24 protein-coding genes and 1 pseudogene are annotated in these 26,781 nt (G+C 72.5%); 10 read left to right on the forward strand and 15 right to left on the reverse strand.

All coding sequences use genetic code 11. The annotated features are described in order from the left end of the window. Positions 1-104 precede the first annotated feature (104 nt). Positions 105-455, forward strand: a complete 351-nt coding sequence (locus NQO67_RS31635; protein WP_255953784.1) for a trypco2 family protein — start codon at positions 105-107, stop codon at positions 453-455. 34 nt (positions 456-489) lie between these two features. After that, positions 490-4,026 (forward strand): S1 family peptidase, encoded by a 3,537-nt coding sequence (locus NQO67_RS43975; RefSeq protein ID WP_305126529.1) that lies wholly within the window; start codon positions 490-492, stop codon positions 4,024-4,026. 96 nt (positions 4,027-4,122) lie between these two features. On the opposite strand, the gene NQO67_RS31645 is transcribed toward NQO67_RS43975, so the two are convergent. Both NQO67_RS31645 and NQO67_RS31650 read right to left on the reverse strand, forming a co-directional pair. Beyond that, complete coding sequence (locus NQO67_RS31645; RefSeq protein ID WP_255953785.1) at positions 4,123-5,328, reverse strand: glycosyltransferase; 1,206 nt, start codon at positions 5,326-5,328, stop codon at positions 4,123-4,125. Beyond that, positions 5,325-5,861, reverse strand: a complete 537-nt coding sequence (locus NQO67_RS31650; RefSeq protein WP_255953786.1) for a WcaF family extracellular polysaccharide biosynthesis acetyltransferase — start codon at positions 5,859-5,861, stop codon at positions 5,325-5,327. Before NQO67_RS31650 ends, NQO67_RS31645 begins: the two co-directional genes overlap by 4 nt. 231 nt (positions 5,862-6,092) lie before the next feature. Between NQO67_RS31650 and NQO67_RS31655 the strand changes: the two genes are divergently transcribed. Beyond that, positions 6,093-7,685 carry a hypothetical protein gene (locus NQO67_RS31655; RefSeq protein WP_255953787.1) on the forward strand — a complete coding sequence of 531 codons (1,593 nt, stop codon included), beginning with the start codon at positions 6,093-6,095 and terminating at the stop codon, positions 7,683-7,685. On the opposite strand, the gene NQO67_RS31660 is transcribed toward NQO67_RS31655, so the two are convergent. The 3 genes from NQO67_RS31660 to NQO67_RS31670 are packed head-to-tail and all read right to left on the reverse strand — an operon-like array spanning position 7,645 to position 11,930. Next, positions 7,645-8,889 (reverse strand): MATE family efflux transporter, encoded by a 1,245-nt coding sequence (locus NQO67_RS31660; protein ID WP_255953788.1) that lies wholly within the window; start codon positions 8,887-8,889, stop codon positions 7,645-7,647. The two genes, NQO67_RS31655 and NQO67_RS31660, sit on opposite strands and share 41 nt — an antisense overlap. Positions 8,890-8,948: 59 nt before the next feature. Then, on the reverse strand, positions 8,949-10,727 hold the full coding sequence (locus NQO67_RS31665) for a tyrosine-protein kinase domain-containing protein (protein ID WP_255953789.1): 1,779 nt from the start codon (positions 10,725-10,727) through the stop codon (positions 8,949-8,951). A 6-nt stretch (positions 10,728-10,733) separates the two neighbouring features. Further along, on the reverse strand, positions 10,734-11,930 hold the full coding sequence (locus NQO67_RS31670) for a glycosyltransferase (RefSeq protein ID WP_255953929.1): 1,197 nt from the start codon (positions 11,928-11,930) through the stop codon (positions 10,734-10,736). A 221-nt stretch (positions 11,931-12,151) separates the two neighbouring features. On the opposite strand from NQO67_RS31670, the gene NQO67_RS31675 reads away from it, so the two are divergent. After that, positions 12,152-12,697 carry an FAD synthase family protein gene (locus NQO67_RS31675; protein WP_255953790.1) on the forward strand — a complete coding sequence of 182 codons (546 nt, stop codon included), beginning with the start codon at positions 12,152-12,154 and terminating at the stop codon, positions 12,695-12,697. Here NQO67_RS31675 and NQO67_RS31680 read toward each other — a convergent pair. Next, positions 12,657-13,379 carry a CDP-alcohol phosphatidyltransferase family protein gene (locus NQO67_RS31680; protein WP_255953791.1) on the reverse strand — a complete coding sequence of 241 codons (723 nt, stop codon included), beginning with the start codon at positions 13,377-13,379 and terminating at the stop codon, positions 12,657-12,659. The genes NQO67_RS31675 and NQO67_RS31680 overlap by 41 nt on opposite strands. A 187-nt stretch (positions 13,380-13,566) precedes the next feature. On the opposite strand from NQO67_RS31680, the gene NQO67_RS31685 reads away from it, so the two are divergent. The 3 genes from NQO67_RS31685 to NQO67_RS31695 all read left to right on the forward strand — a co-directional run bounded on the left by NQO67_RS31685 (position 13,567) and on the right by NQO67_RS31695 (position 15,600). Continuing rightward, complete coding sequence (locus NQO67_RS31685; RefSeq protein WP_255953792.1) at positions 13,567-14,100, forward strand: GNAT family N-acetyltransferase; 534 nt, start codon at positions 13,567-13,569, stop codon at positions 14,098-14,100. 159 nt (positions 14,101-14,259) lie between these two features. Next, positions 14,260-14,754 carry a hypothetical protein gene (locus tag NQO67_RS31690; protein WP_255953793.1) on the forward strand — a complete coding sequence of 165 codons (495 nt, stop codon included), beginning with the start codon at positions 14,260-14,262 and terminating at the stop codon, positions 14,752-14,754. Between the two features lie 273 nt (positions 14,755-15,027). Continuing rightward, entirely contained in the window at positions 15,028-15,600 is a 573-nt protein-coding gene (locus NQO67_RS31695) for a DUF309 domain-containing protein (protein WP_374119211.1), read from the forward strand. A 25-nt stretch (positions 15,601-15,625) separates the two neighbouring features. On the opposite strand, the gene NQO67_RS31700 is transcribed toward NQO67_RS31695, so the two are convergent. Together NQO67_RS31700 and NQO67_RS31705 are read right to left on the reverse strand one after the other, a co-directional pair. Beyond that, positions 15,626-16,378, reverse strand: coding sequence for a sulfite exporter TauE/SafE family protein (locus tag NQO67_RS31700; RefSeq protein ID WP_255953794.1), 753 nt, complete (start codon positions 16,376-16,378; stop codon positions 15,626-15,628). 111 nt (positions 16,379-16,489) lie between these two features. Then, the gene (locus tag NQO67_RS31705) at positions 16,490-17,680 is read right to left on the reverse strand and encodes a thiolase family protein (protein WP_255953795.1); all 1,191 of its coding nucleotides are present in this window, start codon (positions 17,678-17,680) and stop codon (positions 16,490-16,492) included. 468 nt (positions 17,681-18,148) lie between these two features. Between NQO67_RS31705 and NQO67_RS31710 the strand changes: the two genes are divergently transcribed. Then, a complete protein-coding gene (locus NQO67_RS31710) occupies positions 18,149-18,796 on the forward strand; it encodes an HhH-GDP family DNA glycosylase (protein ID WP_255953796.1) in 648 nt (215 codons plus the stop codon). An 89-nt stretch (positions 18,797-18,885) separates the two neighbouring features. On the opposite strand, the gene NQO67_RS31715 is transcribed toward NQO67_RS31710, so the two are convergent. Then, complete coding sequence (locus NQO67_RS31715; protein WP_255953797.1) at positions 18,886-19,173, reverse strand: hypothetical protein; 288 nt, start codon at positions 19,171-19,173, stop codon at positions 18,886-18,888. A gap of 202 nt (positions 19,174-19,375) precedes the next feature. Here NQO67_RS31715 and NQO67_RS31720 point away from each other — a divergent pair, with 202 nt between their 5' ends. Together NQO67_RS31720 and NQO67_RS31725 are read left to right on the forward strand one after the other, a co-directional pair. Next, positions 19,376-19,849 (forward strand): carboxymuconolactone decarboxylase family protein, encoded by a 474-nt coding sequence (locus tag NQO67_RS31720; RefSeq protein WP_255953798.1) that lies wholly within the window; start codon positions 19,376-19,378, stop codon positions 19,847-19,849. 339 nt (positions 19,850-20,188) lie between these two features. Continuing rightward, positions 20,189-21,405 (forward strand): annotated as a pseudogene (locus tag NQO67_RS31725) (cytochrome P450 family protein). 37 nt (positions 21,406-21,442) lie between these two features. Here the strand turns inward: NQO67_RS31725 and NQO67_RS31730 are convergent. The 6 genes from NQO67_RS31730 to NQO67_RS31755 form a co-directional block, all read right to left on the reverse strand. Then, positions 21,443-22,693 (reverse strand): cytochrome P450 family protein, encoded by a 1,251-nt coding sequence (locus tag NQO67_RS31730; protein ID WP_255953799.1) that lies wholly within the window; start codon positions 22,691-22,693, stop codon positions 21,443-21,445. 70 nt (positions 22,694-22,763) lie between these two features. Then, positions 22,764-23,957 carry a cytochrome P450 family protein gene (locus NQO67_RS31735; RefSeq protein WP_255953800.1) on the reverse strand — a complete coding sequence of 398 codons (1,194 nt, stop codon included), beginning with the start codon at positions 23,955-23,957 and terminating at the stop codon, positions 22,764-22,766. After that, positions 23,954-24,556 carry a GTP-binding protein gene (locus tag NQO67_RS31740; RefSeq protein WP_255953801.1) on the reverse strand — a complete coding sequence of 201 codons (603 nt, stop codon included), beginning with the start codon at positions 24,554-24,556 and terminating at the stop codon, positions 23,954-23,956. The genes NQO67_RS31735 and NQO67_RS31740 overlap by 4 nt, the downstream gene beginning before the upstream one ends. Further along, the gene (locus tag NQO67_RS31745; protein WP_255953802.1) at positions 24,528-24,896 is read right to left on the reverse strand and encodes a DUF742 domain-containing protein; all 369 of its coding nucleotides are present in this window, start codon (positions 24,894-24,896) and stop codon (positions 24,528-24,530) included. Before NQO67_RS31745 ends, NQO67_RS31740 begins: the two co-directional genes overlap by 29 nt. Further along, positions 24,893-25,300, reverse strand: coding sequence for a roadblock/LC7 domain-containing protein (locus NQO67_RS31750; RefSeq protein WP_255953803.1), 408 nt, complete (start codon positions 25,298-25,300; stop codon positions 24,893-24,895). The genes NQO67_RS31745 and NQO67_RS31750 overlap by 4 nt, the downstream gene beginning before the upstream one ends. Further along, on the reverse strand, positions 25,297-26,646 hold the full coding sequence (locus tag NQO67_RS31755; protein WP_255953804.1) for an ATP-binding protein: 1,350 nt from the start codon (positions 26,644-26,646) through the stop codon (positions 25,297-25,299). The genes NQO67_RS31750 and NQO67_RS31755 overlap by 4 nt, the downstream gene beginning before the upstream one ends. Positions 26,647-26,781: the final 135 nt, after the last annotated feature.

A 26,781-nucleotide genomic window follows, 5' to 3' on the forward strand; every position in this document is an offset into this window, starting at 1 on the left:
CTAGGGCCGCCACGGTCAGCCGTGTGGTTCCCGCAGGCGCCCGTCTGGCACCCTGATCCTCCGACGCCGAGGCGCACCGCTCGGTGTCACCCGTGGAGGGAATCATGCCCGAAGAACTGGAACTGGCCGCCGCCGTGCACCTGGTACGAGGCGAGCTGCTGCACGCGGCGGCCACGGCCGCACACGAGGACCTGCGCTTCGAAGTCGGCCCCATCGGCATGGAGTTCACGGTCGAGTTGCGCCGCGACGTGCGGGCGAAGGCGGGGTTCAGGGCCTGGGTGGTCTCCGGTGACAGCGAGGCGCAGGCCGGCCGGACCCGGACCCACAAGGTGTCCCTGACGCTCACTCCGCGGCATGCCGACGGCACCTCGGTGGCGATCTCCCGGGACTCCGCCGACCGCCAGGGCGGCGACGGCGACACGGCCTTGTTCGTGCCCGCGCCCGACCCCTCCTGACCGCCGCCGCGCAGCCACACCGTTCGGGCAGCGGATGAACAGAAGCCGGCTGGCCGCCGTGCGTGCCAGCGTCAGAGGAAAGCATCCCCGCATCAGCTCCGGCTGCGTGATGGGGCCGGGACTGGTGCTGACGGCGGGCCACGCACTCCAACCCCGGGGCGCGGCGGTGTCGGCCGCCGAGGTGCTCGTGCAGGTACAGCTGCTCACCGTACGGCGGTTGGCGCCCGCGCAGATCGTCTGGGACGGGCGGGCGAAGGGGCTGGACGCGGCCGTGCTGCGGATCGCGCCGGAGTTCTGGCCCGTCGGCGTCGCCGACTCCCCCGTACGCTTCGGACGGTTCGTAACCCTGCGCGCGGGGCAGGGCGCCGATGCGTTGGGGTTCGCGCGTGTGCAGGGTGCGCGGCGGGCCGACGGGCTGGAGACCGCTCATGTCTCGGGCACCGTGAGCCCCGGGGACGGCATGCTCGGCGACCACTGGGAGCTTGCCGTCGACCGGGCCCCGACCGCGTCCGGAGCGTCGCCGTGGAGCGGGATGTCGGGCGCCGCCCTGTGGAGCGGGCGGCTGCTGTGCGGAGTGGTCGTGATGGACCTGGCGCACTGGCAGCACGGCAAGCTCCAGGCCGTACCGGCACACCGGCTGACCCGGGAACCGGGTTTCCGGGCGTTGCTCCGTGCGGAACTGGGGCACTTTCCGGTCGTTGAGCCCGTCGAGCTGGAGGAGCTGTGCGAACCGGCGGTACCGATGCGCACTCCCCGGCTGCCGTCGGAGCTGCTGCGCCCGCAGGCGGAGACGGTGCCCTTCAGCGGCCGTGACAAGCAGCTGCGGGAGTTCCGGGACTGGTGTGCCGACGGTGGCGGTCTCGCCGTCCGGCTGGTCACCGGCCTCGGCGGCCAGGGCAAGTCACGCTTCGCACGGGAGCTCGCCGTCACCATGGCGGCCCACGGCTGGCTGACTGCTCAGCTGCGCGAGTCGGACGCGGAACGCGCCGCACTGGTCCGGGGATTACAGGCACTGATCGCCGTCGACCAGCGCATGTTGCTCGTCATGGACTACGCAGAGACCAGCCCCGAGCTGGTCGGCAGCGTGCTGGAGATACTCCAGGCACGCGGCGGTCACCACTCCGTGCGCATCGTGCTGATCGCCCGGAGCGCCGGCGAGTGGTGGGAGCAGCTGCCGGGCGCGACACCGCACAGTGCCGGCGTGCTCGGCGGTGCCCGCACCGTGGAGCTGCGCGAGGTGGCCACGACCCCCGCGGAGCGCGCCAGGATGTACCACGAGGCGGTGGAGGCACTGGCCCGCGCGTTGCCCCGGCTCCGCGAACCGGCCGGGTACGAACGGGTCGACTGGGCGGCCGTGGCGCGCGTGGTGCGGTCCAGGCCGTACCGGGACGCGGCGAACGGATCCGCGCTGCAACTGCACATGCGGGCCCTGCTGGACCTGCTGACCCAGGCCGACCGTCGGGCCAGGGTCGATCGGCCCCACCCGGACGGGGCACAGGCCCCACCGGACGTCCGGCGGGAGCTCCTCGGGCACGAGCGGCGCTACTGGAAGCGCACCGCCGCCGCCTGGGCCGCGTTGGACGGGCTCGACCACGGGACCCTGGCGGACACGGTGGCGGTGGCGACCCTGACCCGGGCTGCCGGTCCGGAACGCGCCGTGGAGCTGCTGGCCCTGCTGCCGGAGCTGGCGGACGGCCGGGGCGTGGCGGCGGCGGAGTGGCTGCACGCGTTGTACCCGCCGGCCGAGGGGGCGTACTGGGGTGCGCTGGAACCCGATCTCCTCGGCGAGTACCACGTGGCGCTGCGCGCGCGGGACAACCCGCAGCTGCTCGACAGTCTGCTGCCTCGGCTGCGCGGCAAGGAGGCCGAACGGGCGCTGACGGTGCTCGCCCGGGCCGCCGTGCAGCCCACCTGCCCCTGCCCGGACCTGACCGGGCAGGTGGAACGGCTGGTCGCGGCCCATCCGGGCGTGCTGGCCGTGCCGGCCGCCGTGGTCGCGGGGCGATCGGAGAACCCCGGCTTCCTCCTTGCCGCGCTACGGCGGACGGCCGACCGCCGTGACCTTCCCCTGGACCTGCTGGAGACCCTGCACGCGGCGGTGCCCGACGGCAGCAGGCTGCTGGGCGAGCAGGCGGTGGGCCTCGCTGAACGGTTGGCCCGGGCACACCGCCGGCGGGCCCGCCTCACGGGTGGTGACCTGGCGCTGGCCCCGGTACGCGTACGAGCCGATCTGGCCCGCGCCGAGCACAACGTGGCGGTGCGGATGAGTTCCGTGCGGCGCTGGACGGCTGCCGTGGAGTCGAGCAGCCGGGCCATACGGCTCTATCGAAGGCTGGCCCAGAGCCGTCCTCTCGAGTATCTGCCGCTGCTGACCGAGTCGCTGGGGGTGCGCTGGTGGGCGCTGTGCGAGCTGCGACGATACCCCGAGGCCCTGACGGACTGTGCAGAGGCGGTGCAGGTCAACCGGCGGCTGGTACGGGGTGACTCGGCGACCGAGCCGGCACCGTCCACCGAGACGGGGCGGACGTCCCGTGACCGGCCGCCAGAACCAGGCGAGGAGGCGGTACGGGAGGAAGCCGAGCTCGTACCCCACCGGGCCCGGCTGGCCCAGGCACTGAACAACCTCGCCGTGGTCCTGTCAACGCAGGACTACGCGGTGGAGGCTCTCCCCATCGCCAAGGAGGCCGTGGACATCCTGGAGCAACTGGTCCAGGACCGCCCCACCCGGCACCACCTCGCCCTGCTGGCCGCGGCTCTGCACAATTACGCCAACCGCCTCTCCCCGAGCGAGTCGGCGCTGGAAACGGTGACCCGCGCCGTACTGATCCGGCGCCGGCTCGCGCAGGTGCATCCCGATGCCCATCTGCCCGCACTGGTGGAGTCGCTGCACAACCAGGCGCTGGAGCTGGCCAGGCTGGAGCGCTGTTCGGCGGCCCGAGAAGTGATCGACGAGTGCCTGCGCGTGACGCTGCAACTGGCGGAGGACCAGCCGGCCATCTACCGGCCGGCCGTCCCCGCGGTGCTACGGACCCGCGCCGAGGTCCTCAACAAGACCGGCTGCCGGGTAGCGGCTGCCCGGAGCATCTTCCGTGCGCTGCTCCTCTACCGCGATCTGGCCCGCACCAGACCGACGGAGTTCAGTGGCGCCATCGAGGCGACCCTGCGGCAGGCCGCGTTCGTGACGTGGGACGCCTTCGCCGACGTGGATTGCCACGCCGGATGGGCTTGGTGGGACGACCTGTTCCGCGAGGCCGGGAGGCTCGCCGACGAGCGGCGGTGGCGTCCGGCACGCTGGCGGCTGGTCCTGGGGCGCCTGCACCAGTGGTCCAGGATCCGGCTGTTCGTCGAACCCCGGCGTGGTGGGTACAAGCGCCTGCCGCGGATCCCCCGCCTCCGCATGAGGCTGAAGATTCCGAACGTCATCGAGGTGCAGGACGAACGCACCCGTGACCGCCGCAGGTTCGCCGAGGAGGTGCTCGCCATCGGGGACCTCCTGGAGCCCGTCATCGACGAGGAGACGGAGGACATCAGCCGCGAAGTGGCACGGATTCTGGGCGGCCTGGACTGCTGACGTACGACGCGGACCGCTGACCGGCGCCCCGTCCGGCGCGGGCGACGGACCGCTTCTCGCCGACCGCCCCGCCCGACGACGAACCTCCGGCTCGGGTCATGAGGGCGGGTCCGCGGCGGCCTTCGGGTCCGCCACGGCCCCGGGGTCCGTGCCGGGCTCCGAGGGCGCGGTCGCCCGCACGTGCTCCTGCGCCTGCGCGTACGCGGCCAGCAGCGTGTCCACCACGGCGTCCATCGAGAACGCCTCGGCGGTGAGGTGCCGGGCGGCAGCGGAGGCGGCGCCTCGGGTGGCCGGGTCGAGGAGGGCGAGCACGGCCGGGGCGATCTCGTCGGGTCCGGCCACCACACGGCCGGCGTCGGCCTTCTCGACGTCGGCGGCCAGCCCGTTGGAGCGGGTCACGACGACGGGCGTGCCGACCGCCATCGCCTCCAGGACGGACATCGGGAAGGGCTCGTCGACCGAGGGCAGCACGTACACGTGGGCGCGGCGCAGTTCGGTGAGCATCTGATCGGCGCTGAGTGCGCCGGGGAAGAGCACCTTGTGGGCCAGGCCCAGCTCGGTCACCAGGGCGCGCACCTGCGGCAGTTCGCCCTCGTCGGGTCCTGCGACCACGAACTCGGCGTCGGGATGTGCGCGCAGGATCTCCGGGGCTGCGGCCACGAAGTCACGCGGCCGCTTGCGTTCCTGGAGCCGGGCGGCGAACAGGATCCGGGGCGGCCCGGCGGGCGCGGCGGACGGCTCCTGCGCCGGCACGCCGTTGACGAGCCGCACCAGCTTTGCGGTGTCGAGTCCCGGCGGGCCCGCCACCTCCAGCAGGTCACGGCGTTCGTGGTCCGTCAGGTGCAGCAACCGCCCCGCGCCGTGCAGCACCCGGCGCACCGCCAGGCCGTCGAGCACCTTCGCGAGGGCGCGGGGGCTGGGGGCGACCATGCCGTGCGTCTGCACGACGAGCGGCCGGCGTGCCCGGAGTGCGGCCAGCGCGAGCGGCAGGGTCACCAGGTCGCGGGCGAGATGGACGTGGACGAGGTCGGCGTCGCGCACCAGGCGGCCGGCGCTCGCGAGGAGTGCCGGCGAGGTGAGCCCGCTGAAGCCGACCGGCAGCACGCGCCGGGCCTGGTACAGCCGCGCGGGCACGCCTTCCACCTCGTCGGGCGGCGACGTGCCGAACCCGTCACCGAGGGCCACGAGACGGGGCTGGTGGCCGCGGGCGGCCAGGCCCTTGGCGAGGTTCAGGGCGACGCGTACGGGTCCGCCGAAGGCGCCCGTCGGGCTGTGCAGGGTGACCGCGTGCAGCACCTTCATGCCGGCTCCTGTACGGCTCGGCGCCCGGAGGCGGTGTGCAGGGTCAGCTCGGGCAGATCGCGGTCGACGACGGTGCCGGCGGCGACCACGGCGTGCCGCCCGATGCTGACGCCGGCCAGCACCGTCGCCCGGGCCGCCACCCAGGCGCCGTCGGCGACGGTGATGGGGGCGTTGCGGTAGCGGAAGTCGGCGGTGCGGTGGTCGTGGCTGCCGGTGCACAGCAACGCCTCCTGGGAGACGCAGACGTGCGCGCCCAGCGTGACGGGCTCCAGGTTGAGGATCCAGGCGCCCTCGCCGATCCAGGTGTGGTCGCCCACGGTCAGCTTCCAGGGCCACAGGACCCGCACCCGATGCCTGATGAGCACTTCGCTGCCGATCCGGGCGCCGAAGGCGCGCAACAGCGCCACGCGGAGCCGGGCCGGGCAGAACCACGCCATGAAGACGGTGTTCATGACGGCGAACCACAGGGCCTGCGTGAGCCTGCCGCGCCCCTTGTCGTACCCGGCCAGCGTGAAGGCCGCGAGATCGCGCACCGGTGCCAAACCCCCCAACGGCGCCCGCGCGGACGCCCGTTGGAGCAGCGTATCCGCTGGATGACCAGTACGTCCCGAAAGAGGGCGGGAACGGCCGCCCCCCGGGGACACCCACCGTCAGGTGCCCGGCACCGTGGGTAGACTGCGCGCGGGGCGCCCTCGGGCGGGGGCACGTAGGGGGCAGGGCGCGAAGCGCTTCCTTTGCGGGTGGTGGGCGACGGGAGGGCGGACATGCCGCGGGACGCGGGCGGTACGGCACCGGCGGACGGCCGAGCTTCGGATGCCCGCTCGAAACAAGTCCGTTCAGGCCGGAGTTCCGGCCTCGGCGGCACCACCGCTGACGCGCCACCCACGGCCGGGGCCCTCACCCATGCCACCCCGCGCACTGCCGCCCCCGTCTCGCCGCGCGCACTGCTCTCCCGGGCGTTGTCGGTGCCGTTGGTGCTGGGGCTGACGGTGTTCCTGCCGTTGGCCGTCGTGGTGCAGCCGGGTGCGGGGACGCGGGACGTGGCGTACTGGCTCCAGCTGACGCTGACCATGTATGCGGGCGCGCGGCTGTCCGGGATGATCCTCACGGGCCGCCGGAAGCTGCTCCAGGGGTCGTTCTGGCTCTTCGTCTACATGGCGATGGGCGTGGCGCCGCTGGCGCAGGTGGTGCTGGGGCAGACGCCCACGCCGGTCGTCGGGCCGCGCTCGGACCTCGCGGAGGCGATCGCGCTGGTCCTGGTCGGGTGCACCGCCTTCGACGTGGGGGCGCTGCTGGCCCGCCACCGGCGGCCGGGCGTCGAGGACGACGGGCAGGGGCGGGCCCTGCTGGTGCACCGCAGGCGGCTGACCCTGCTGGTCCTGCTCGCCTTCGCCGGCAGTGCGGCGCTCATCGTGAAGCTGGGTGGGCCCGCGGTGTTCTTCACCAGCCGTCAGGAGATCATCGCGGACATCCAGGACGCCGGTATCGCCCAGGACGGCTCGCAGGCCGGTCAGGCGTTGTGGCGCGGCTTCGGTACGGTGCCCGCGCTGATCGCGCTGCTGGTGTACACCCGGCGGCTGGTCACCTCACGGCGGGCCCGCAGGTCGCCGGCCTGGATCGCGGTGTGGGCCGGCCTCGTCGCGGTGAACCTGGTCGTCAACAACCCCGTCTCCAATCCGCGGTACTGGTTCCTGACGGTGCTGTTCGCCCTGCTGTTCACGGTGTTCCCGGTCAGCGCGGCGATGTACCGCTCGGCGCTGACCCTCGGGGTCGTGGTGGCGCTGATCCTCTTCCCGTTCGCCGACCGGTTCCGCTACGACGCGAAGAACTACCGCCCCCTCCAGACGACCTCGGTCTTCGAACCGCTGGCCGTCAAGGACTACGACCAGATGGGCATGTTCGCCAACACCCTCACCTACGTGGAGTCCGGGGCGGGGCACACCTGGGGCAAGCAGGTTGCGGGGGCCGTGCTGTTCGCGGTGCCGCGCACGGTGTGGCCGGGCAAACCGCTGGACACCGGCGTGCTGGTGGGCCAGTGGACGGGTGCGGTCAACACCAATCTCTCGTCGCCGGTGTGGGCCGAGCTGTGGATCGACGCCGGTCCTGTCGGCATGGCGGCGGGGCTGCTCGGCATCGGGTACGCGGCGGCGCGGGTGGACCGCCGCCATGCCCGGGCGGCCAACCGGCGCGCCCCGCCGGGGAGCCTGATCTGCCTGGTGGTGCCGCTGATCGCGGGCTACTCGTTCATCCTGCTGCGCGGGCCGCTGCTCCAGGCGTCGGGGCGGGTGGCGATCGCGTTGTGCTGCTTCCTGCTGATCATGACGCGGCGTCAGGACCGGGCTGCGCTGATGCACTGACCCCCGGCGCCGCGGGCGTCCTCGCGTCGGCCGTCGACCGCTGTACCCGTAGCCAGGCCGCCACCGCCTTCAGCGCCGAGCCGGCGGCAAGCCCCCAGGCCGCCCCGGGCGCACCGCCCAGCCGGTAGCCGCCGAGCATCAGCACCACGGCGACCAGCGAGAAGACCACCTGCACGGAGAGGGTGGCGCGTGGCTTGAGCACGCGCAGGGTGACCAGGGCGCAGGTGCCCAGGCCCATCACGGCGTACTGGCTGCCCGCCGCGGGCAGCAGCGCGGCCGCGGAGTGCCAGGTGTCGCCCAGCAGACGGCGCCCCACGTGGGCGGGCAGCGCCGCCAGCACACCGGCCCAGCCGAGGCCCAGCACGGCGAGGACCGCGCCGAGTCCGGCGGCCGCGCGCACGGTGGCCCGCCGCCCGCCGAGCCGGCCGAGGACCGGCGGGCCGAAGGCGTTGACGGAGTTGAACAGCACGTTCAACGGGCCGAAGAGGGTGGTGGAGCCACGCAGCGCGCCCACCGCCAGCGGATCGGCGAAGACACCGAGGCCGAGCACCGCCAGCTGGCTGGAGGCGTTGCCGACGGCGAACTCCACCACGAAGCGCATCCCCAGGTGACCGCGGCGCAGATACCGCCGCAGCCGGACGGCGGCGCCCGTCACGAAGGGCCGCAGCAGTGCCAGGCCGAGCAGCAGCGCGGGCAGCGCCGACAGGCCCCACGCGGCGACCAGGCGCCCCGGGGAGGCGTCCGACGGCTGGAGCAGCAGGGCCGGTACGACACACATCAGACGCACTGTGTCGGCGACGAGCGCGCGCTGCGGCCGGCGCAGCGCGGAGAAGGCGTACCGCAGCCCGTCCTGGACCAGCGTGAACGGCAGCACCACCCCGAGCGCGGCGAACGCATCGCCCAGCCGGCCGCCGACCAGCACGCCGCCGGCGACCAGCGGCACGGCCGCCGTGCAGGAGGCACAGGCGGTGAAGGCGACCGCGGACCGGCAGGCCCCGGCCAGCGCCGCGGGGTCACCACGCTCCAGGACCACGACCTGACCGACGTAGGCCATGTTGAGGCCGAGCAGCACGGTGAACGTGAGGTAGACCATCGAGAACGCGGCGAAGCCCGCGGCGGTGGAGAGCCGGGCGGCGATCACCAGGACGAGGATGTTGGTCAGGCTGGTGGCCGCCTGGTCCAGCACCGAGGCGGCCACCGTCATCGTGCGCCCGGTCCCCCGCCCGCCCTCCGGCCCGTCGCCTCCGACCGGCCGGTCCGCGCTCACCGGTCGCCCGCGCGCACGCGCGACAGGGCGCTGCCCGGGTCGTCGTCAGGACTGTCATGGGCGTCCTGCGCCGGTTGGCTGCGGCGCCCGGACGGCTCGGCGACGGCGCCGCTCTCGGCGTCCTTGCCGCCGCCCTGGGCGTCCTTCCCACCGCCGCGCACGGTGTCCTTCCCGGCAGCGCCGGCCTTGCCCGCACGCCCTAACGAGCGCTTGCGCTCGGTGTGCACGACGGCGCCCAGCACGGTGCCGCCGGCGCCGCCGATCAGCTCCCTGATGCGGACCAGGTCGGCGCGGTGCACGCCCCGCGGGTCGCAGACGATCAGCACGCCGTCCACCCGGTCGACCAGCGCGAGCGCATCGGCGTAGGCGAGCACCGGCGGGGCGAGCACCACCACCGTCGCGTCGGGGTCGTCGGCCTCGGCGATCAGCCGGGTCATCCGGGTCGACGTGAGGGCACGCGGCACGTTGCGGACCCGTTCGCCGGGGACGAGGGCGAAGATGCCGGACTCGCCCGCGTCGACGGCGAGATGGGAGCCGGCCGGCCAGTCCGGCTCGGCGTGGTGCGGTGTGCGGCTGGCGGCGGCCGGGCGGTCGGCGGGCTCCGGCAGCGTCCACTGCGGCCGGGGGGTGGTGGTCGCGCGCAGTCGCCGCACCAGCGACGGGGTGCGCAGGTCGGCCTCGATGAGCAGCACGTCCTTGCCCATCTCGGCGAACGAGGCGGCCAGGTTGGAGGCGACGGCGGCGGGCGCTGCGGTGCTGCCGCGTGGCGCCACGACGAGCAGCCGGCGGCGGCCGGCGAACCGGTCGTCGTAGGCGAGCCGGAAGGCGATCGAGCGGTACTCCTCCGCGGTGCGGGTCTCGCTCTGCCCGCCGACGAGCAGCGCCCCGGTACCGCCGCGCGGCAGGATGCCGAGCACCGGCGCCCGCACCGCGCGGGCCACCTCGCCCGCGGAACGCGGCGTGGGGTCGAACACCAGCCGTACCCAGGCGCCGAGCAGGCCGACCGCGATGCCGACGGCGCCGCCCAGGCCCAGCGACACGACGAGCCCGGGTCCGCCGGGGGCGGCGGGCGGCACGGCCTTGCGGATCACCGTGCCGGGGGTCATGTCCAGCGCCTTGAGGTTGCTGATCTTGGTGTTGAGGTCCGTGATGCGGTTCTCCAGATTGGCCTGGACCGCATACGCGGAGTCGGCGGCCGAGCCGCCCGCGGGCAGCGCGGCTATCTGCCGGGTGATGTCGTCGTGCTGCTGGTTGAGCGGGTTCAGCTGGTCGCGGTACTTCGCCACCATGCGGTCGCGTACGTCCTCCCACTGTTTGGTGCGCAGCTGGAGGTAGGCGTTGGTCAGGGCGTTGGCGCGGCGGGCCGCCTCGCCGGGTGAGCCGGTGGTGTAGGCGAAGTGCAGGACGAGGGTCTGCGGCGGGTTGGTGACCTGGAGCCCGCCCTGCACCGCCGAGGTGTGACCGGTCAGGCCCAGCTTTCCGGCGGCCACTTCGGCGACACTGCTGCTGAGCGCGGTCTGGCGCTCGGAGCCCATGTTGATGGTCTTGTCCGCTGACAGCGCCGGGTCGAACGGGTCGTTGGTGGGGGCGCGCAGCACGATGTCGCTGGTCGCCGTGTACGAGTCGGCGCCCGTGACGCCGAGCCAGGCGCCGCCGACCAGGCCGAGACCGATGGCGCCGCCGATGAGCCAGCGGTACCGCAGTAACTGACGGAACTGCTCGCGCAACTGGTCCGGCTCGTCATCCGCGCGGTCCCGCGCCGGTGTGTCGCTCACGTGCCGTCAACCCCCCAGGGCCTCGTCGATGAGTGCGTCGATCCGGGCCAGGCCCGCTTCCTGGGAGAGATGGGCGGCCACGTGTCGCGGGCCCTCGGCGCCCAGCGCGTCGGCCAAGGCCGGATCGCCGGCGAGTTTACGCACCGCGGCCACCAGCGACTCGGGGTCTTCCGGCGCCACCAGCACACCGGCGCCGGAGCGCTCCACCTCCCGGGCGGCACCACCCTCGGCGGCCACCGCGGCGACGACCGGCCGCCCGGCGGCGAAGTACGAGGTGAGCTTGGACGGCACGCTCATGTCGAGCACCGAGGCCCGCTGGGTGACTGCCAGCGCATCGGCGGCGGCCAGCACCGCGGGGAACTCGTCGTCGGCGGCGGGCGGCAGGATGTCCACATTGCCGACGCCCGCGGCGAGCCGGGCCAGGGCGGCGCGCCGGCTGCCCTCCCCCATCAGCACGAAACGCACCTCGGGAGCCCGCCGGGCCGCCTCGACGAGGACCTCCAGGCCCTGCTTGAGCCCCATGTTCCCGGAGTGCAGCACGACGGTCTGCTCCGGGGACCAGCCCAACCGGGCCCGGGTGCGCTCGCGCGGCTCGTCCGAGCTGCGCACATGCGACCAGTTCGGCACCACGCGTATGCGGCCGGGGGCGACCCCCATCGCCGTGACCCGTGCCACGAAGGTCTCGTGGATGACGCCGACGAGGGTGGCGCGGCGCAGCACATAAGCCTCGGCACGCTCGGCGAGCGCCGCGGCACGGGAACCGCCGCGTATGCCGCTCTGCACCGCCGCGGCTCCCATCAGGTCCTGCACGACGGGTATGTACGGCACGCGGTGGCGGGCGGCGAGCCGGGCGCCGAGCACCCCGCCCGCCAGGCTGGGCAGTTGCGCGAGCACGGCGTCGGGTCGGCCGGTACGGGGCGGCGAGAGAAGGCCGTGGGCCAGCACCGACGCCTCGAACAAAGCGCGGGAGACGGCGGTCTGACGGGGTGGGACGGTGTGCCGCCTGCGGTGCACCCGGACTCCGGCACGCAGTTCGGTGCGCCGCCACACCCCGGCGTAGCTCGGGTCGATCCGCCAGGCCGGGTAGTGCGGCATGCCGGTCAGGACGTGGGTCTCGTGGCCGCCGGCGGCCCAGTGCTCGGCGATCTGGGTGGCGTACGGGCCGATGCCGGCGTGCTCCGGCGCGTAGTTCGTCGACACCAATAACAGCCTGCGTCGGGGCGCCGTCCCCTTGTCTCCTCCGCTGTGCCTCACCCGTGCACCCCTCCCCGATCGGCGGGCCTGTGCCCTGGCCGAACCTTGCCGTCGTCTCTCATCGTTCACCATACGAGCACGGAATGTGCACGCTATCGTCGAATACCGCGCACGCCCACGGGGCGCGGCGGGGGGCACAGGGCAACACCGAGACCCTTGGGGGGCATTGCGTGAGTGCGGGCAGGCCGGGCGGACGGTATCGCGTGGGGTACGCACCCGGAGCGTACGACCTCTTCCATATCGGGCACTTGAACATCCTCCGACACGCTCGGGCACAATGCGACTATCTCGTCGCCGGAGTGGTCTCGGACGAGATGGCGGAGCAGGCCAAGGGCCGGCGGCCGATGATCCCGCTGGTGGAGCGCCTGGAGATCGTACGCAGTGTCAGATATGTGGACGCGGCCTTCGTGGAGACCGTGCCGGACAAGCTGGAGACATGGAAACAGGTGCGTTTCGACGTGCTGTTCAAGGGTGACGACTGGCGCGGCACACCCAAGGGCGACAAGTTGGAGCTCGATTTCGCCACGGTGGGGGTGGACGTCGTCTACTTCCCGTACACCGTGCACACCTCCAGCACCCAGCTACGCAGGGCGCTCGACGTGCTGGGCGGCCGTGGCGGCCCGGTGGGCGCAGGGGCGGGGGTGAGTGCGGGCCCCGGCATGGTGGAGGCGTCGTTCAGCGGGGAGCTGCGCTCAGTTCCCGGAACCACTTCGTGAGGAACGCCACCAGGAAGAGCGCCGCCGCCGCACCCAGCACCGTATAGGCCCAGCGGAACCACTCGCCGTCGCCGAGCAGCACGAACACCAGGCAGAACACGCCGTGGTCGACGGGCAGCAGCGCGACGGCCCGCAGGGTCGAGGGAGCGGCGGCCGGCGTGCCTGGCGCCCGGCGGGGCCCCAGCTTCTCGGTGAGCAGTCCGCCGAAGAAGGTCACGACGGCGGCGAGCTGGAAGCCCAGCGGCACCAGCAGCCAGGCGGCGCCGTCGAGCCCGAAGTGGGCCGGGTGGCGGTACCAGGTGATCAGTACGGCGGTGTGCAGGGCGGTGATCTTCGCGCAGTCCACGACGTGGTCGAGCCACTCGCCCGCCGCGCTGCCGCCGCCGCGTAACCGGGCCAGCTGGCCGTCGGCTGAGTCGAAGGCGAAGCCGACCGCCAGGCCGAGCCAGACGGTCAGGCCGAGCCCCCACGAGGGGGTGCCGGCCGCCGCGCCGGCGACCGCGGCGAAGCTGAAGACCGCGCTGATCGCGGTGACCTGATTCGGTGCGAGGCCGATTCCGTACGATCCGGCGGCCAGAAAGCGCCCGGCGGGCCGGTTCACATAACGCGAATACAGCGACACCCCCTTGGCCGCCTTCTGCGCCGCCTTGAGCTGCCCGAAGGCCTCCCCCACCGTGCTCATTTCCGCTACCCCTCCCCATTTGGTCGGAGGTCACATCACCACACCGGCCGGGCGCGGAGCAAGAACGCCTCGCCCGTTCTGCCCGGCGGTATCTTGACCTTCCTGACTGAGGACGGTTGCGGGCATCGCCGCGTAGGGCGACGAATATCGCAAGACAGCCCGAAGGACCGCACTGAACAATGCCCAGGTGGACTTCGTGATCGACGCCCCCCAGGTGGAGGACGCCCCAGCCCTCGCCCACGCGCTTCTCGCGGCCTGGCTGCTGACCTACCCCAACCGGGACGCGGGGATCGACGAGGCATGGATCCGGGCGCATCGTGGCGACGTGGTCACCAGCGAGGGCGTCGCCCAGTGGCAGGAGTTCATCAAGGAGGTCGAGCGCCGGCCCGCGCATCGCTTCTGCCGTGTCGTGCGCCAGAGAGACGAGATCGTCGGCTTCCTGTGCGGGCGCCGGGATGAAACGGTCAGTCTCGGGCCGATGTACCTGCTGCCCCAGGTGCAGGGCCGAAGCGTCGGACGCCAGTTGATGGCGGCATTCCTCACCTGGGCCGGCGACGCACCCATCCGCCTGTGGGTCACGGCCTACAACGAGCGGGCCATCAACTTCTACCAGCTCTACGGGTTCGAAGACACCGGCGAGCGGCACATGTGGCGAGACAAGTTGCCGAACCTCCGCATGGCCCGGACCAGTGCCGCAAAACAACGCGGAGACCAGTCCTGAACGCCTTCGCCAGGGCTCTTGAGCCGCGAAGCGATCAGCGCCTTCACGCCTGCCTTTCGCAGGGTGGCAGGGGCTTGACGACTCTGAGCAACACTGACCGATACGGAAGGAGACAAGATCATTTCGACGTCAGGCCAGCTTGCGGACCGAAGCTGCTACGTGCTCGAGACAGCGAACGACGCGCAGATGCAGTGGAGCATCTTCTTCGTCTACGGAGACCGCGAACACATCCGCTCCCTGCTTCAGAGCATCTTCGTTGAGAGTGACGACCAGGACTTGATCGAGGCACACCTCGGACAGACAGCCGACCTCTGGGTGGTCGAATACGGGCGCCGTGTCGGACACGTCGACCTGCACTCCCTCATCACGATTCCTGGCGATGTTCCTGACGACGCAGACAGGAGGCAGGTGGCGATCGACTGGGCCCGCTTCGACGAGCTCGTCCCGGCTTCTCTGGCGGGTCCGCGACTTCGCCATGGCGAGGAACTGGGGCTCCTGGCCCCTCAAGAAGACTTCGCCGACACGGAAAGCCACCTGCCTCTCGTGTACCCCGACACGCCGATCAGCTACGGGATGCAGGTATGGGTGGAGGGAGATCTGACCGACGAGCCATATGAGGTCTATCGGGACCCTCATCCCGTGCACTGGAGCTGACGCTTTCTTGGCCGGCGAGACAGCCAAGACGATGCGGCTCCTCGATCTCACTTGCTGAGAACGCATCAGCCCTGCCTTCCCCGGTACCAGCGAAGGCCAGCTGTCCAGAATCTGCTCGCGAAGGGTTCAGGCCGGGAACTTCCGGCCTTGGACGGCGCCGACGAACGACGACCAGGCGGCCGTGTCGAAGCCCAGCGCCGGACGAGTCCGGGTGCTTGGAGTCACGGACGGCCCGATGCGGCAGTACCCGTATCAGCGTCGGACAATGGCCTTATGGACCAGCCGCACGACATGCCACCCCCGCCGCCCGGGCGGGACACGCCGGACCCCGCGGCCGCGGCCTCCCGGGACCGCGACCCCGAAGGGCGGGCCAGGAACGCCCGCCCACGGGACGGCCTGGGTCGACCGCTGCCGTACGGCTCCGCAGGGACCCCGCGCCAGCCGGAGGGGATCACCCGCACCCCGGCGGACACCCTCACCGAGGCACAGCGGCTGCTGACCGAGGGCAAACCCTTCCACGCCCACGAGGTCTTCGAGGACGCCTGGAAGAGCGGCCCGGAGCACGAGCGAGCCCTGTGGCGCGGCCTGGCCCAGCTGGCGGTGGGCCTCACCCACGCCGCCCGCGGCAACGCGAAGGGCGGCGCCCGCCTGCTGCGACGCGGCGCCGACGCCGTGGCCTCCTGGTCCGAGGCCAGCGACCAGGTACGTCCGCACGGTCTCGACGTACGGGGGCTCGCCGGCTGGGCCGAGCGGCTGGCCGCCCGGGTGGACGACGGCGGGGAGCCGGTCGACGCGACGGACTGGGCCCCCCGGCTGCGTGGCAGCGACGGCGGCAGCAACGGCTGATGATGTGGCCGGTACGGCCGCACGCTCAGGACAGCAGCAGGTCGAGGCCACCGACCACGGTCGCCACGAGCACCAGGGTCTCGAAGACCCGTTGGTTGATGCGGGCCACGCAGGCCTTGCCTATGAGTGCGCCCGGCACCACGAACGGCGCCAGCGCGGCGTCCAGGAGCAGCGAGTGCCCGTCGATGAGGCCGAGGCCCGCGCTGAACGGCACCTTGCCCACGTTGACGATCAGGAAGAACCAGGCGGAGGTGCCCAGGAAGCTCAGCTTCCGGAAGCCCGCCGAGAGCAGGTAGAGCGACATGACGGGGCCGCCGGCGTTGGCGACCATCGTGGTGAACCCGCCGAGCACCCCGTAGGACCCCGCCTTGACCCGTGCGGCACGGGTGGCCGCCGCGGTCGGCCCGGCGGGTTCCACGCCGCGCCTGCGCCACGCGGTGACCCCCGCCATCAGCAGCAGGATCGCCCCGATCGAGATCCGTACCACCGCGTCGTCGGCCCACACCAGAAAGAGCGTGCCGACCACGACCCCGGCGGCGACCGCGGGGAACAACCGCCCGAGCGTGGGCCAGTGGGCGTGCCGCCGGTAGGTGAGCACGGCGAGCACATCGCCGGTGATCAGGACGGGCAGCAGCACTCCGGTCGACTCGCGGGCCGGCAGCACGGCCGCGAACACCGCCAGGCTCACGGTGTTGGCGCCACTGATCGCGGTCTTCGAGAAGCCGACGAGCGCGGCGGCGAGGGCGAGCGCGGCGAAGTCCCACAAGGTGATGTCCATACCGGGACCGATGCTATGCCCACGCATCTCTCGTGCACCGCGTGGTCCCCACGGCCCGGGGCCCCAACGCCCTGGGGCCTGGCCTGTGCCTGTGCCAGTGCCCCGGGCCGGTCAGTCCTCCCGGGAGATCAGCACCGCGCTGCCCTGTCCGACGCCCACGCACATGGTGGCGAGCCCGCGACCGGCGCCGGTGCGCTGCATCCGGTGCAGCAGGGTGGTGAGGATACGGGCGCCGGAGCAGCCGAGCGGGTGGCCGAGCGCGATGGCGCCGCCGTCCGGGTTGACGATCTCCGGGTCGAGGCCGAGTTCGTCGACGCAGGCCAGAGTCTGCGCGGCGAAGGCCTCGTTGAGCTCTGCTTCCTGGATGTCGCCGACCGACCAGCCGGCGCGTGCCAGCACCTTGCGGGTGGCCGGGACGGGCCCGATGCCCATGACGTCCGGGTGCACACCTGCGGACGCCCCGCCCACATAGCGGCCCAGGGACGTGAGGCCGTGCTCGTGCAGGGCGTCCTCGCTCACCAGCAGCAGCCCGGCGGCGCCGTCGTTCATCGGCGAGGAGTTGCCCGCGGTGACCGTGCCGCCCGCGCGGAACACCGGCTTGAGAGCGGCGAGCTTGTCGTACGAGGTGTCGACGCGGATGCCCTCGTCACCGTCGACGACCACGCCGTCCTGGCGGCTCACGGAGATCAGTTCGGCGTCGAAGTGGCCGTCCTTGCGGGCGTCTGCGGCCCGCAGATGGCTGCGCAGCGCGAAGTCGTCCTGGCGCTCGCGGGAGATCGTGTACCGCTCGGCGACCTCCTCCGCGGTCTCGCCCATCGCGAGCAGACCGTGCAGCTCCTTCATCCTGGGGTTGACCAGACGCCAGCCCAGTCGGGTGTCGGCGGTCTCCATGCGCGACGGGAACGCCTGGTCGGGGCGGGGCAGCACGAACGGGGCACGGCTCATGGACTCCGAGCCGCCCGCGAGCACCACGTCCGCGTCGCCGGCGGCGATGGTGCGCGCCGCGGTGGTCACCGCCTCGAGGCCGGAGGCGCACAGCCGGTTCACCGTGGCACCGGGCACCGAATCGGGCAGCCCGGCGAGCAGGACCGCCATCCGGGCGACGTTGCGGTTGTCCTCACCCGCCTGGTTGGCGGCGCCCCAGTACACGTCGTCGATCCGGGCGGGGTCGAGTCCGGGCGCCGCGGCGAGCAGTCCGCGGATCACCGTCGCGGCGAGATCGTCGGGGCGCACCGAGGACAGTGCCCCACGCAGCTTGCCGACAGGGGTACGACGGGCGGCGGCGAAGTGGACTGGACGCACGAGGGGCTCCTGAGGGCGGGTCGTCGGGTGCGGGTACGGATGCGGCGCGGGCACGGGGCGGGCGCACCCACCCGTCCGTGACCACGTGGCACCTCGCTGTGCCACGCCACCGGGCCCGTTTCACCGCCGGCTCGGCACGGCGGCCCGGCTCCGGGCCGGGCCTGGGTGTCCGGGCCGGTGGCCGGCTGGTCCCTGATTAATTAGCACCGCTAGTTTCGGACTATAGTCCGCGTCCCGGTTCCTGGGAAGCGGGGGGCGTCCCCGCAAGGCCGCCCGTGTGGTCGCCGGCCGACCGGACGCACCCGACGTTTTCCGCGGCCGGGCCCGGGCACCCGCCATGCGCGCGACCCGAAGCCGACGACCGACGTCCACCGTCCCCGCAGGTACCGCGTCCCCACCGGTACCGGCGCGGCGAACGGGCCGCGTGCGAACCGCGCCCGTACGCGTATCCGGAGGAGGATCGCGGACATGCCCGCTCAGCAGCGAGTGATCGAGGAACTGCTCGCCCACGAGGGACGTACCTACGCGCAGGAGGCGGGCATCCGGCTCGCCGACACACCCCAACCGCTGTACCGCACGCTCGTGCTGTCCTGCCTGCTCAGCGCCCGGATCCGCAGTTCCATCGCCGTGGCGACCTCCCGCGCGCTCGCCGACGCGGGGCTGCGGGATGCGCGCAGCATGGCGCAGTCCGGCCGGCAGGAACGGGTGGACGCGCTGGGCAGGGGCGGCTACCGCCGCTACGACGAGCGCACCGCGACCCAACTCGGTGAGGGCGCCCAGCTGATCCTCGACGAGTGGGGCGGCGACCTGCGGCGACTGCGCAAGCAGGCGGACGGCGACCTCACCGCCCTGCGCCGGCAACTGCAACGCGTCCCGGGCCTCGGTCCGACGGGTGCCGACATCTTCCTGCGCGAGGTGCAGGCGATCTGGCCGGAAGTGGCGCCCTACCTGGACCCGAAGGTGGTGCAGGGCGCGCGCCGGCTGGGGCTCCCGGAGGACGAGGCCGCGTTGTCCCGCCTCGCCGAGGACAAGGGACCCGCCGCGTTCGCCGCCGCACTGGTGCGGGCCGCACTGGACAAGAAGATGGCCGAGGGCTACCGGCGCCAGGCCGTGTGAGTCCATCGGACGGCTGGCGAGACGGCCTCGGCTGAATCACGCCGTTGAGCCCGTGACCCTCGTCGGCCCCGGGAGCGGGCCGGCTGGTCTCAGGGGCGCGCCGGCAGCGTCTCCGGCTGCGTCCGGTACCCGGCGAGGCAGAGCCGCATCCGGCACGGATCCTCGGCCTCGACGAACACCTGCTGTTCCCAGTGGGCGGCGAGGCGCTGCGCGACGTCGACCAGCCGGCGCCGCTCCTGAGGCGTGTACGCCGGGAACCTCGCCCAGCCCTGGTCGGCGATCTTGTTGCCGAGTTCGCTGAACAACACGGCCCGGAAGCGCTGCTCCTCCTCTTCCGTCAGCGGTGTGGGGCCGCCCTCCGCAGGCTGCAACCGCACATTGTAGAGGTCTCGTATCACGGCGCGGCTCGCAATCTCTTCCGGGTCTGTCCACCGGGTCCGGGTCTGTTCACCCGAGCCTAGCGCCACACCCGTGACGATCGACCCGCGGTCTGAGACGCACGTCACACCGCTGGCCTGTCACACCTGGCCGGCGGCCACGGTCAGTCAGGTGTATCCGCAACACGGCAAGGAGATCACCGTGGAATCGCGTCTCAACTACTTCGGCAACCCGCTCGCCGGAAAGGTGCTCAGGCACATCAACTCGGCCGGCAAGGCGGTGACGGACTCAACCCTGCCGACCGCGCTCCAGGAGCTGGTGAAGATCCGCGCGAGCCAGATCAACGGCTGCGGCTTCTGCACCGACATGCACACCAAGGACGCCGCCCACGCGGGAGAGACCACGCAGCGCCTCCATCTGGTCGCGGCCTGGCGCGAGGCCACGGTCTTCACCGAGGCCGAGCGCGCCGCGCTGGAACTGGCCGAGCAGGGCACCCGCATCGCCGACGCGGCCGGTGGCGTCACCGACGAGGCCTGGGCGAACGCCGCCAAGCACTTCGACGAGGAGCAGCTCGTCGCCCTCATCTCCCTCATCGCCATCATCAACACCTACAACCGCATCAACGTCATCAACCAGCAGCCTGCCGGTGACTACCAGCCCGGCCAGTTCGGCTGAGCATCTTCCGGCCGTTCGACCAGGGCCGGCTGACCGTCCGACACCCGTTCGGTCAGGGCCTGCCTGACCGCCGCCGCCGGGCCCGCGCACCGTCGTCGGGCCCGCGGCGTCCGGCGTGACCGGGCGACCCGACACGTCAGCGGACAGGCCCCGCCGGACCACCAGGGCACCGCCCGGGGCCCGGCCGCCTCACCACAGACTTCCTCTCCCCAGGCTCCCCCGCCCCCATCCGGCCCCCGCGTCCGACGGACAGGGCGAGCGAGCCCGGTTCGGCGTGCCCGCGAGGCCCCCTGCTGCCCCGGCACGCCACCGAGGTCCCCACGAGAAGAGAGAAACGGCATGTCCCAGCCCCTTCCCTTCGTCATCGATCCCGCCGGTGCCGACCGGCACGCGGAGTACCGGGCCCTGCGGGCACGTGGCCCGGCCACCCGCGTGGACGTCCTCGGCCTGCGGGCCTGGGCGGTCAGCGACCCCGTCCTCCTCAAGACCCTGCTCACCAGCCCCGATGTCTCCAAGAACGCCCGTGCTCACTATCCGGCGTTCCAGCAGACCGTCAGAACGTGGCCGCTCGCCGTGTGGATCGAGGTGCAGAGCATGCTCACCGCCTACGGCGCCGACCACCGCAGATTACGTCGGATGGTCGCGCCCGCCGCATCGCCCGGCTGAAGCCGACCATCGAGGCCATGGTCACCGATTTGCTCGACGACCTTGCGGCGGCGCCCGCGAGCGAGGTGGTGGACCTGCGTGAACGGCTGGCCTACCCGTTGCCCGTCAACGTGATCGGGCACCTGATGGGTGTGCCCCGGGGCCGGCAGGACACCTTCCGCGAGATCGTCGACCGCGTCTTCGACAGCACGCTCACGCCGGCACAGGCGCAGGCCAACACCGCACGGCTCTTCAAGGCCACCGAGGAACTGATAGCCACCAAGCGCAGCGATCCCGGCGACGACATGACCTCCCTGCTCATCGCGGCACGCGACGAGGAGACGGACGGCAGCGGCTTCACCGACGACGAACTGCGCGACACGCTGATCCTGATGATCAACGCCGGGTACGAGACCACCGCCAACGTCATCGACCAGGCCGTCTTCTCGATGCTGACGGCTCCGGACCAGCTTCACCTCGTCCGCACCGGCCAGGCCGGCTGGGAGGACGTGGTGGAGGAGACCCTCCGCCACGAGCCCGCCATCAAGTACCTGCCGCTGCGCTTCGCCGTCACCGACGTCGACCTGCCCGACGGCCGGGTGATATCCGCCGGAGAACCCGTCCTCGCCGCCTACGCGGCAGCCAACCGGCACCCGGCGTGGCACGGGCCGGACGCCGACGCCTTCGACATCACCCGTGCGGTCAAGGACCACCTGACGTTCGGTTACGGCGTGCACTTCTGCCTCGGCGCACCCCTGGCCCGCCTCGAAGTCGCGGAAGCCCTGCGCCAGCTGTTCGGGCGCTTCCCCGACCTGTCACTGGCGGTACCGGCCGACACCTTGCGGCCGGTACCCACCCTCATCAGCAACGGGCACCAGGAGCTCCCGGTGCGTCTGCGCCCCGTCGGGTAGCGCGGCGGGGGCAGCGCCGCCGGACCGGCCGATCGGGTCAGGGTGCCGGGGTGCCGAGCAGGACGGGCAGGTGCTGGTGGCCGTTGGAGATGAGACTGGGGAGGGGTGGGAGCCGATCGGGCTCGACGGCCAGCCGCATCTCGGGGAAGCGGGCGAACAGCGCCGCGAGGGCGATGCACGCCTCGATACGGGCAAGCTCCGCACCGACGCACAGGTGGACCCCGTGACCGAAGGAGAGATGCTCGCGTGCGGTGCCGCGCGTGATGTCGAACCGGTCGGCGTCCGGGCCGTGGACCTGCGGATCGCGTCCGGCGGCCGCGTAGTTGACGGCGATGGCGTCGCCCTGCGCGAAGACCAGGCCGGTGGGCTCGTCGACCACGTCGTGGACCGGGAAGCGCAGGATGATCGTCGCGATGGGCGCCTGGTGGCGCAGCGCCTCCTCCACGACGTGTTCCCAGGGCGTTCGGCCCGTCGTGGCCAGGGCGTGCTGGTCGGGGTAGCTCAGGAGGTCGACCACGGCGTGGTCGAGCAGGTTCACGGTGGTCTCGTGGCCGGCGCCGATGAGCAGCACCAGACTGTCGGCGAGCTCCCGGTCGGTGAGCTCCCCGGCGGTGTGTGCGGTGATGAGCGCACTGGTCACGTCGTCCACGGGGTGCCGGCGCTTGTGGGCGAGCAGCTCGTCGATGAGTGCGTAGACCCGTACCGGTGCCGCCTGTGCCGCCTCGGGGGAGAGATCGGTGGCGAACAGGTCACCGATCGCGTCACGGAACGCGTCGTGCAGATGGTCGGGGACGCCGAGCACGCTGTTGACGACGAGGAGCGGAAGCCGCCAGGCGAAGCGGGCCCGCAGGTCCACGACTTCGTCGGGGCCGGCGGTGTGCAGCTCGTCGAGGAGGGTGCGGGTGATCCTCTCGATCTGCGGCGCCAGCGCGCGCACCCGCCGGGTGCTGAACGCGGCGGCCAGCGGGCGGCGCAGCCGGCGGTGCTCGCTGCCGTAGGAGGAGAGGGCGTTGCGGACGTCGACCCAGATCCGCAGGGGCCAGTCCTCGGGGATCTCCTTGCGGATGTACGCGGGCCAGTGCTGGTGGGCGTCCTTGGAGATGTCCGGGTGGGTGAGCAGGCGCCGTATGAGGTGGGGGTCGGTGACCGACCAGGCGGGGATGCCACCGGGAAGGACGACGCGGGTGGCGGGGCCACGCGCCCGCAGTGCCGAGGCCTCTGCGTGGATGTCGGCGGCGGCGGGGTCGAGCTGGTAGGGGCAACCGGAGTCGGCGCTCTGGGCGGTCATGGAGGTCACCTTCCGATGGCGGCGAGTCGGACGATCTCGGAGCTGCGGACGCAAAGCAACTCGTGGCGCGCTAGAAAATGACGGGCAGCGAGGTCAGGCCGGCCAGGAAGGTGCCGGGCTTGTTGCGCAGGTCGCCGTCGGGGACGGCGAGGTCGAGGCCCGGGAGCCGGTCGAGAGCGCGTTCCAGGGCGGTTTCGGCGATCACGCGGGCCAGGTCGGGTGCCGGGCAGGCGTGCACGCCCGCGGAGAAGCCGAGGTGACCGCGGTTGCCGGCGCGTGCACCGGGCGGGACCTTCAGGGCGGGGTCGCCGTTGGCGGCGGCGAAGCTGACGAGGATCGGGTAGCCGGGCGCCAGGTGGACGCCCTCGAACTGCTGCTCGCCCAGGGCGTACAGCGGGCAGTAGTTGGGGATGGGCGGGTTGTCCCACAGGATCTCTTCGAGGGCGTCGGAGACCGGCCGGACGCCGTCGTGGACGCTTCCTGCGAAGCTCGGGTCGGTGAGCACGCGCCGCAGGCCGTAGCCGATGTGACTGCTGGTCGGGGGCGCCGCGGCACCGATGATCAGCAGGATCGTCTGGACCATCTCGGCTTCGCTGAGCCCCTCGACGATCAGGTGACTGGTGACGTCCCGGACCGGGCGGATCCTCTTGAGGTACGTCAGCTCCAGACAGGCGGACTCCAGGTCGGCGTTGGCCTGGGCGGCGTCGGCGCCGGCTTCGAACAGCCTGCTGACGGAATGCACGATGCGCTCGCCGATGCCGGCGGGGCACCCGAACATGTCGATCACGGTGAGCATCGGCAGCGGGTCCGCGTACTGCGCGATCAGATCGGCCCTGCCGTCCCCGGCGAAGGTGTCGATGAGCCGGTCGGCGATCCGGGCGACGGACTCGACCAGCGCGTGCGTGTCCACCCGGGCCAGGCTGTTGGTGATCGCGCGGCGCAGCCGGGCGTGCTCGGGGCCGTCCTTCCACAACGCGTTGTCGCGCGGCTGCATCATCATCCGTGCCGGGCTGTCCTGAGGCACCTCTCCGTTCCGCAGCGCCGCCCAGTGAGCCGGGTCCTTGGCGAACCGGGCCGGCGTGTTGCGCAGCAGGTGAACGGCCGCCCGGTAGCTGACGGCCAGGTATCCGTAGACCCCGGGGGAGATCTCCACGGGCACGATCGGCCCCTGCGCGCGCAGCCGGTCGTAGACGGCGTGCGGGTCGGCGCTGAAGGCCTCCCCGTGGATCGGCGGCGGGCCGGCGGCCTCGGTCGGTGCGGTCATCGGGCGGGCTCCGGGACGAGGGTCAGCAGATAGCTGACGAGGACGATCAGCGCATCGCGTGAACTGGGCCGGTCACGGGCGTCACACATCACCAGCGGGGTCTCTTCGGCGAGGTCCATGACCTCGCGCAGCCGCTGCTCGGGGATGTGCGGTGCGCCGTCGAAGCGGTTGATGGCGACGGTGTAGGGCAGGCCGAGGTCCTCGACGAGTTGCAGGATGGGGTAGGTCTCGGCCAGCCGTCTGCTGTCGGCGAGGACCAGCGCGCCGAGCGCGCCGACGGCGAGGTCCTCCAGGACGGGGTAGAAGCGTGGCTGGCCGGGCGCGCCGAACAGGTACAGGACGAGGTCGTCCGTCAGGGACAGGCGGCCGAAGTCCATGGCCACCGTGGTGGTGGTCTTGTGGGGCAGATCGGTGCTGTCGATGCCCTCGGCGGCGCTCGTCATCACCTCCTCGGTGCTGACGGGCCGGATCTGCGACAGGCAGTGGACCAGCGTGGTCTTCCCGGCGCCGAAGTGTCCGGCGACGAGGATCTTCGCGGTCCGCTCGTCGCCGCGCAGGATCGGTGGGTCTTCAGAGGCGGCGAAGGCCGGCAAGGACATCCTCCAGCAGCGTGCGGCGGTCGGTTTCCGGAGTCGTGGTGATGCGGGGTCCGGTGCTGATGTGCCCGGAGTCCATGAGGTCGGCCAGCAGGATGCGGACCACGCTCACCGGCAGCCGCAGCAGTGCGGCGAGCTCGGCGACCGACTGGGCACCGCGGGCCAGCGTCTCGAGGATCTCGGTGTGCTCGGGGGCGAGCTGGGCACGGCCGAGTTGGGCAGCGGTGTCGGAGAGGGAGACGAGGGTGACGTGATCGAAGTGGTTACGGCTTGCGCGCGAGCGACCGCCGGTTACCACATAGGTCCGCACCAGCCGATCGCCGCCGTGCCGTGCCGCGCTCATGGGCGTCCGGCCTGCTGCTGACGTGGTTCGACCACCAGCTCGTCCCCGAGGCGTGACACCATCTTGGCCATGTCGTACGAGAAGGCGGAGATGTCGACCTGGGGCCCGGCCGAGGCCACCAGATAGGCACCGTCGGCGGCGGCGATGACGAAGAGGAAGCCGTCTTCGAACTGCACCATCGTCTGCTGCCAGGCGGTTTCCTGCTCGCTGACGAAGTCGGCACCGTTCCGGCTGAGCGACTGCATGCCCGAGGCGATCGCGGAGACCCGGTCGGCCATGTCCGTGTGGACCCCCTGGGACGCCGCCCGCTGCAACCCGTCGGCGGAGAGCAGCACGGCATGCCGGGCGTGCGGCGCCTTCACCAGCTCGTCCAGGATCCAGCTCACGTCAGGGCTCTTGGTCACGATGTCTCCTCATCGGGGGTACGGGCGGCCTGGGTGCCACGGGCGAAAGCGGCCAGGTTCTGGCCCGAACCGGGCGACGGTGGGACGGCCGCCGGTCGGGTGGGGTGGGGCCTGCGGGCAGGGGATCGCCGGCGCACCGGCAGGCCGTCCTCGGCCACCGGGTACTCCTCGACGGCGGGCGCGGGCGTTTGCGCTTGCGTCGGCGCCTGCCTGGGCGCCGGCGCCGGCGGGCGTTCGCGATCCGGTGCGGCAGCGTAGGCAGGGGCGGCCGGCTCGGGCCTGCGGTCGGTGCCGGGGCTGGCGAGCAGCGCACGGGGCAGGTGCATCACCACACGCACCCCGCCGTGGATGGAGTGCTCTTCGTCGATCGAGACGCGGAACCCGTACTTGGCGGCGAGCTGGCCGACCCCGAGGTGGCCGAAGCTGGGTGGCACCCGCAGCTCGGTGAGGCGGACCGTGTCGATCCCGGTCAGCCGGCGGGCCGCCAGGGCGCGGGCCTCCGGGCTCATCCCCGCACCGGCGTCGTGGATCTCGATGCTGACGCCGTGGTGGGCCTCCAGGAAGCTGACCTCCACCGGAGTGGTGGGGGCGCTGTGCCGTGCGGCGTTGTCCAGCAGCTCCGCGACCGCCAGCACGACGGGCTCGACGAACCGGCTGGCGACCCAGTGCGACGACTGGTTGGGGACCTTCACCCGGTGGAAGTCCCGGATCCTGGACACGCCGCCCCGCACCGCGTCCAGCAGCGGCACGTCCTCGCGCTGCCGCCCGGGCCACATCCCCGTCAGCACGCCGAGGATCTGGAGACGGCGCGCCAGTTGGTTGCCCGTGTGGTCGATGGGCTGGATCAGCTCCAGCAGCTTCTCGTCGTGCTCGGTGTCCAGCAGTTTGGTGATGGCGGCCTGCTGTTCGTAGACCAGCGCCTGGACGGAGCGCGTGACGGCCTGCACGGCCGCGCGTGATGCCGCGTCGGCCCGCTCGATGGCCGTCGACGCCACGGAGTCCACCTGCTGGAGCACCGTGAGATAGGCGCTGCCGGCACTGGTCCCGGCCATCTCCGAGTGCAGCGGTTCACCGGCGGAGGAGAGGTCGCCGGTGCCGTCTTGCAGGGCGTGCACGAGGGCGGGCAGCCGGTACTCGGCGAGGTGCGTGGCCTCCTCGTCGCGGACGGCCACCTGCCGCTCGGCCTCGGCCGCCCGCCGTTCGGCCTCGGCCACCTGGGCCTTGAGCGCCGTGACGCGGCCACCGTGCTCGACCGCCTTCTTGTGGTAACGCAGCGCGACCGCGCCAACGGCGATCATGCCGCCGGTCGGCGCCCACAGCACCACGTCCTGTATCAGCGTGGTCATCGGTTCCTCACGGGTATGGGGGAGTTCGCGGGCAAGGTGGGAGACCGCCCGTGCCGTCGCCGACATGACGGGGGTGCAGCACGGCGTGCGGTGCAGGGGGACGTGGGCGAGCCCGCCACGAGGTTGCCGGACGCA

Source organism: Streptomyces odontomachi (assembly GCF_024435355.1).
Lineage (GTDB): Bacteria > Actinomycetota > Actinomycetes > Streptomycetales > Streptomycetaceae > Streptomyces > Streptomyces odontomachi.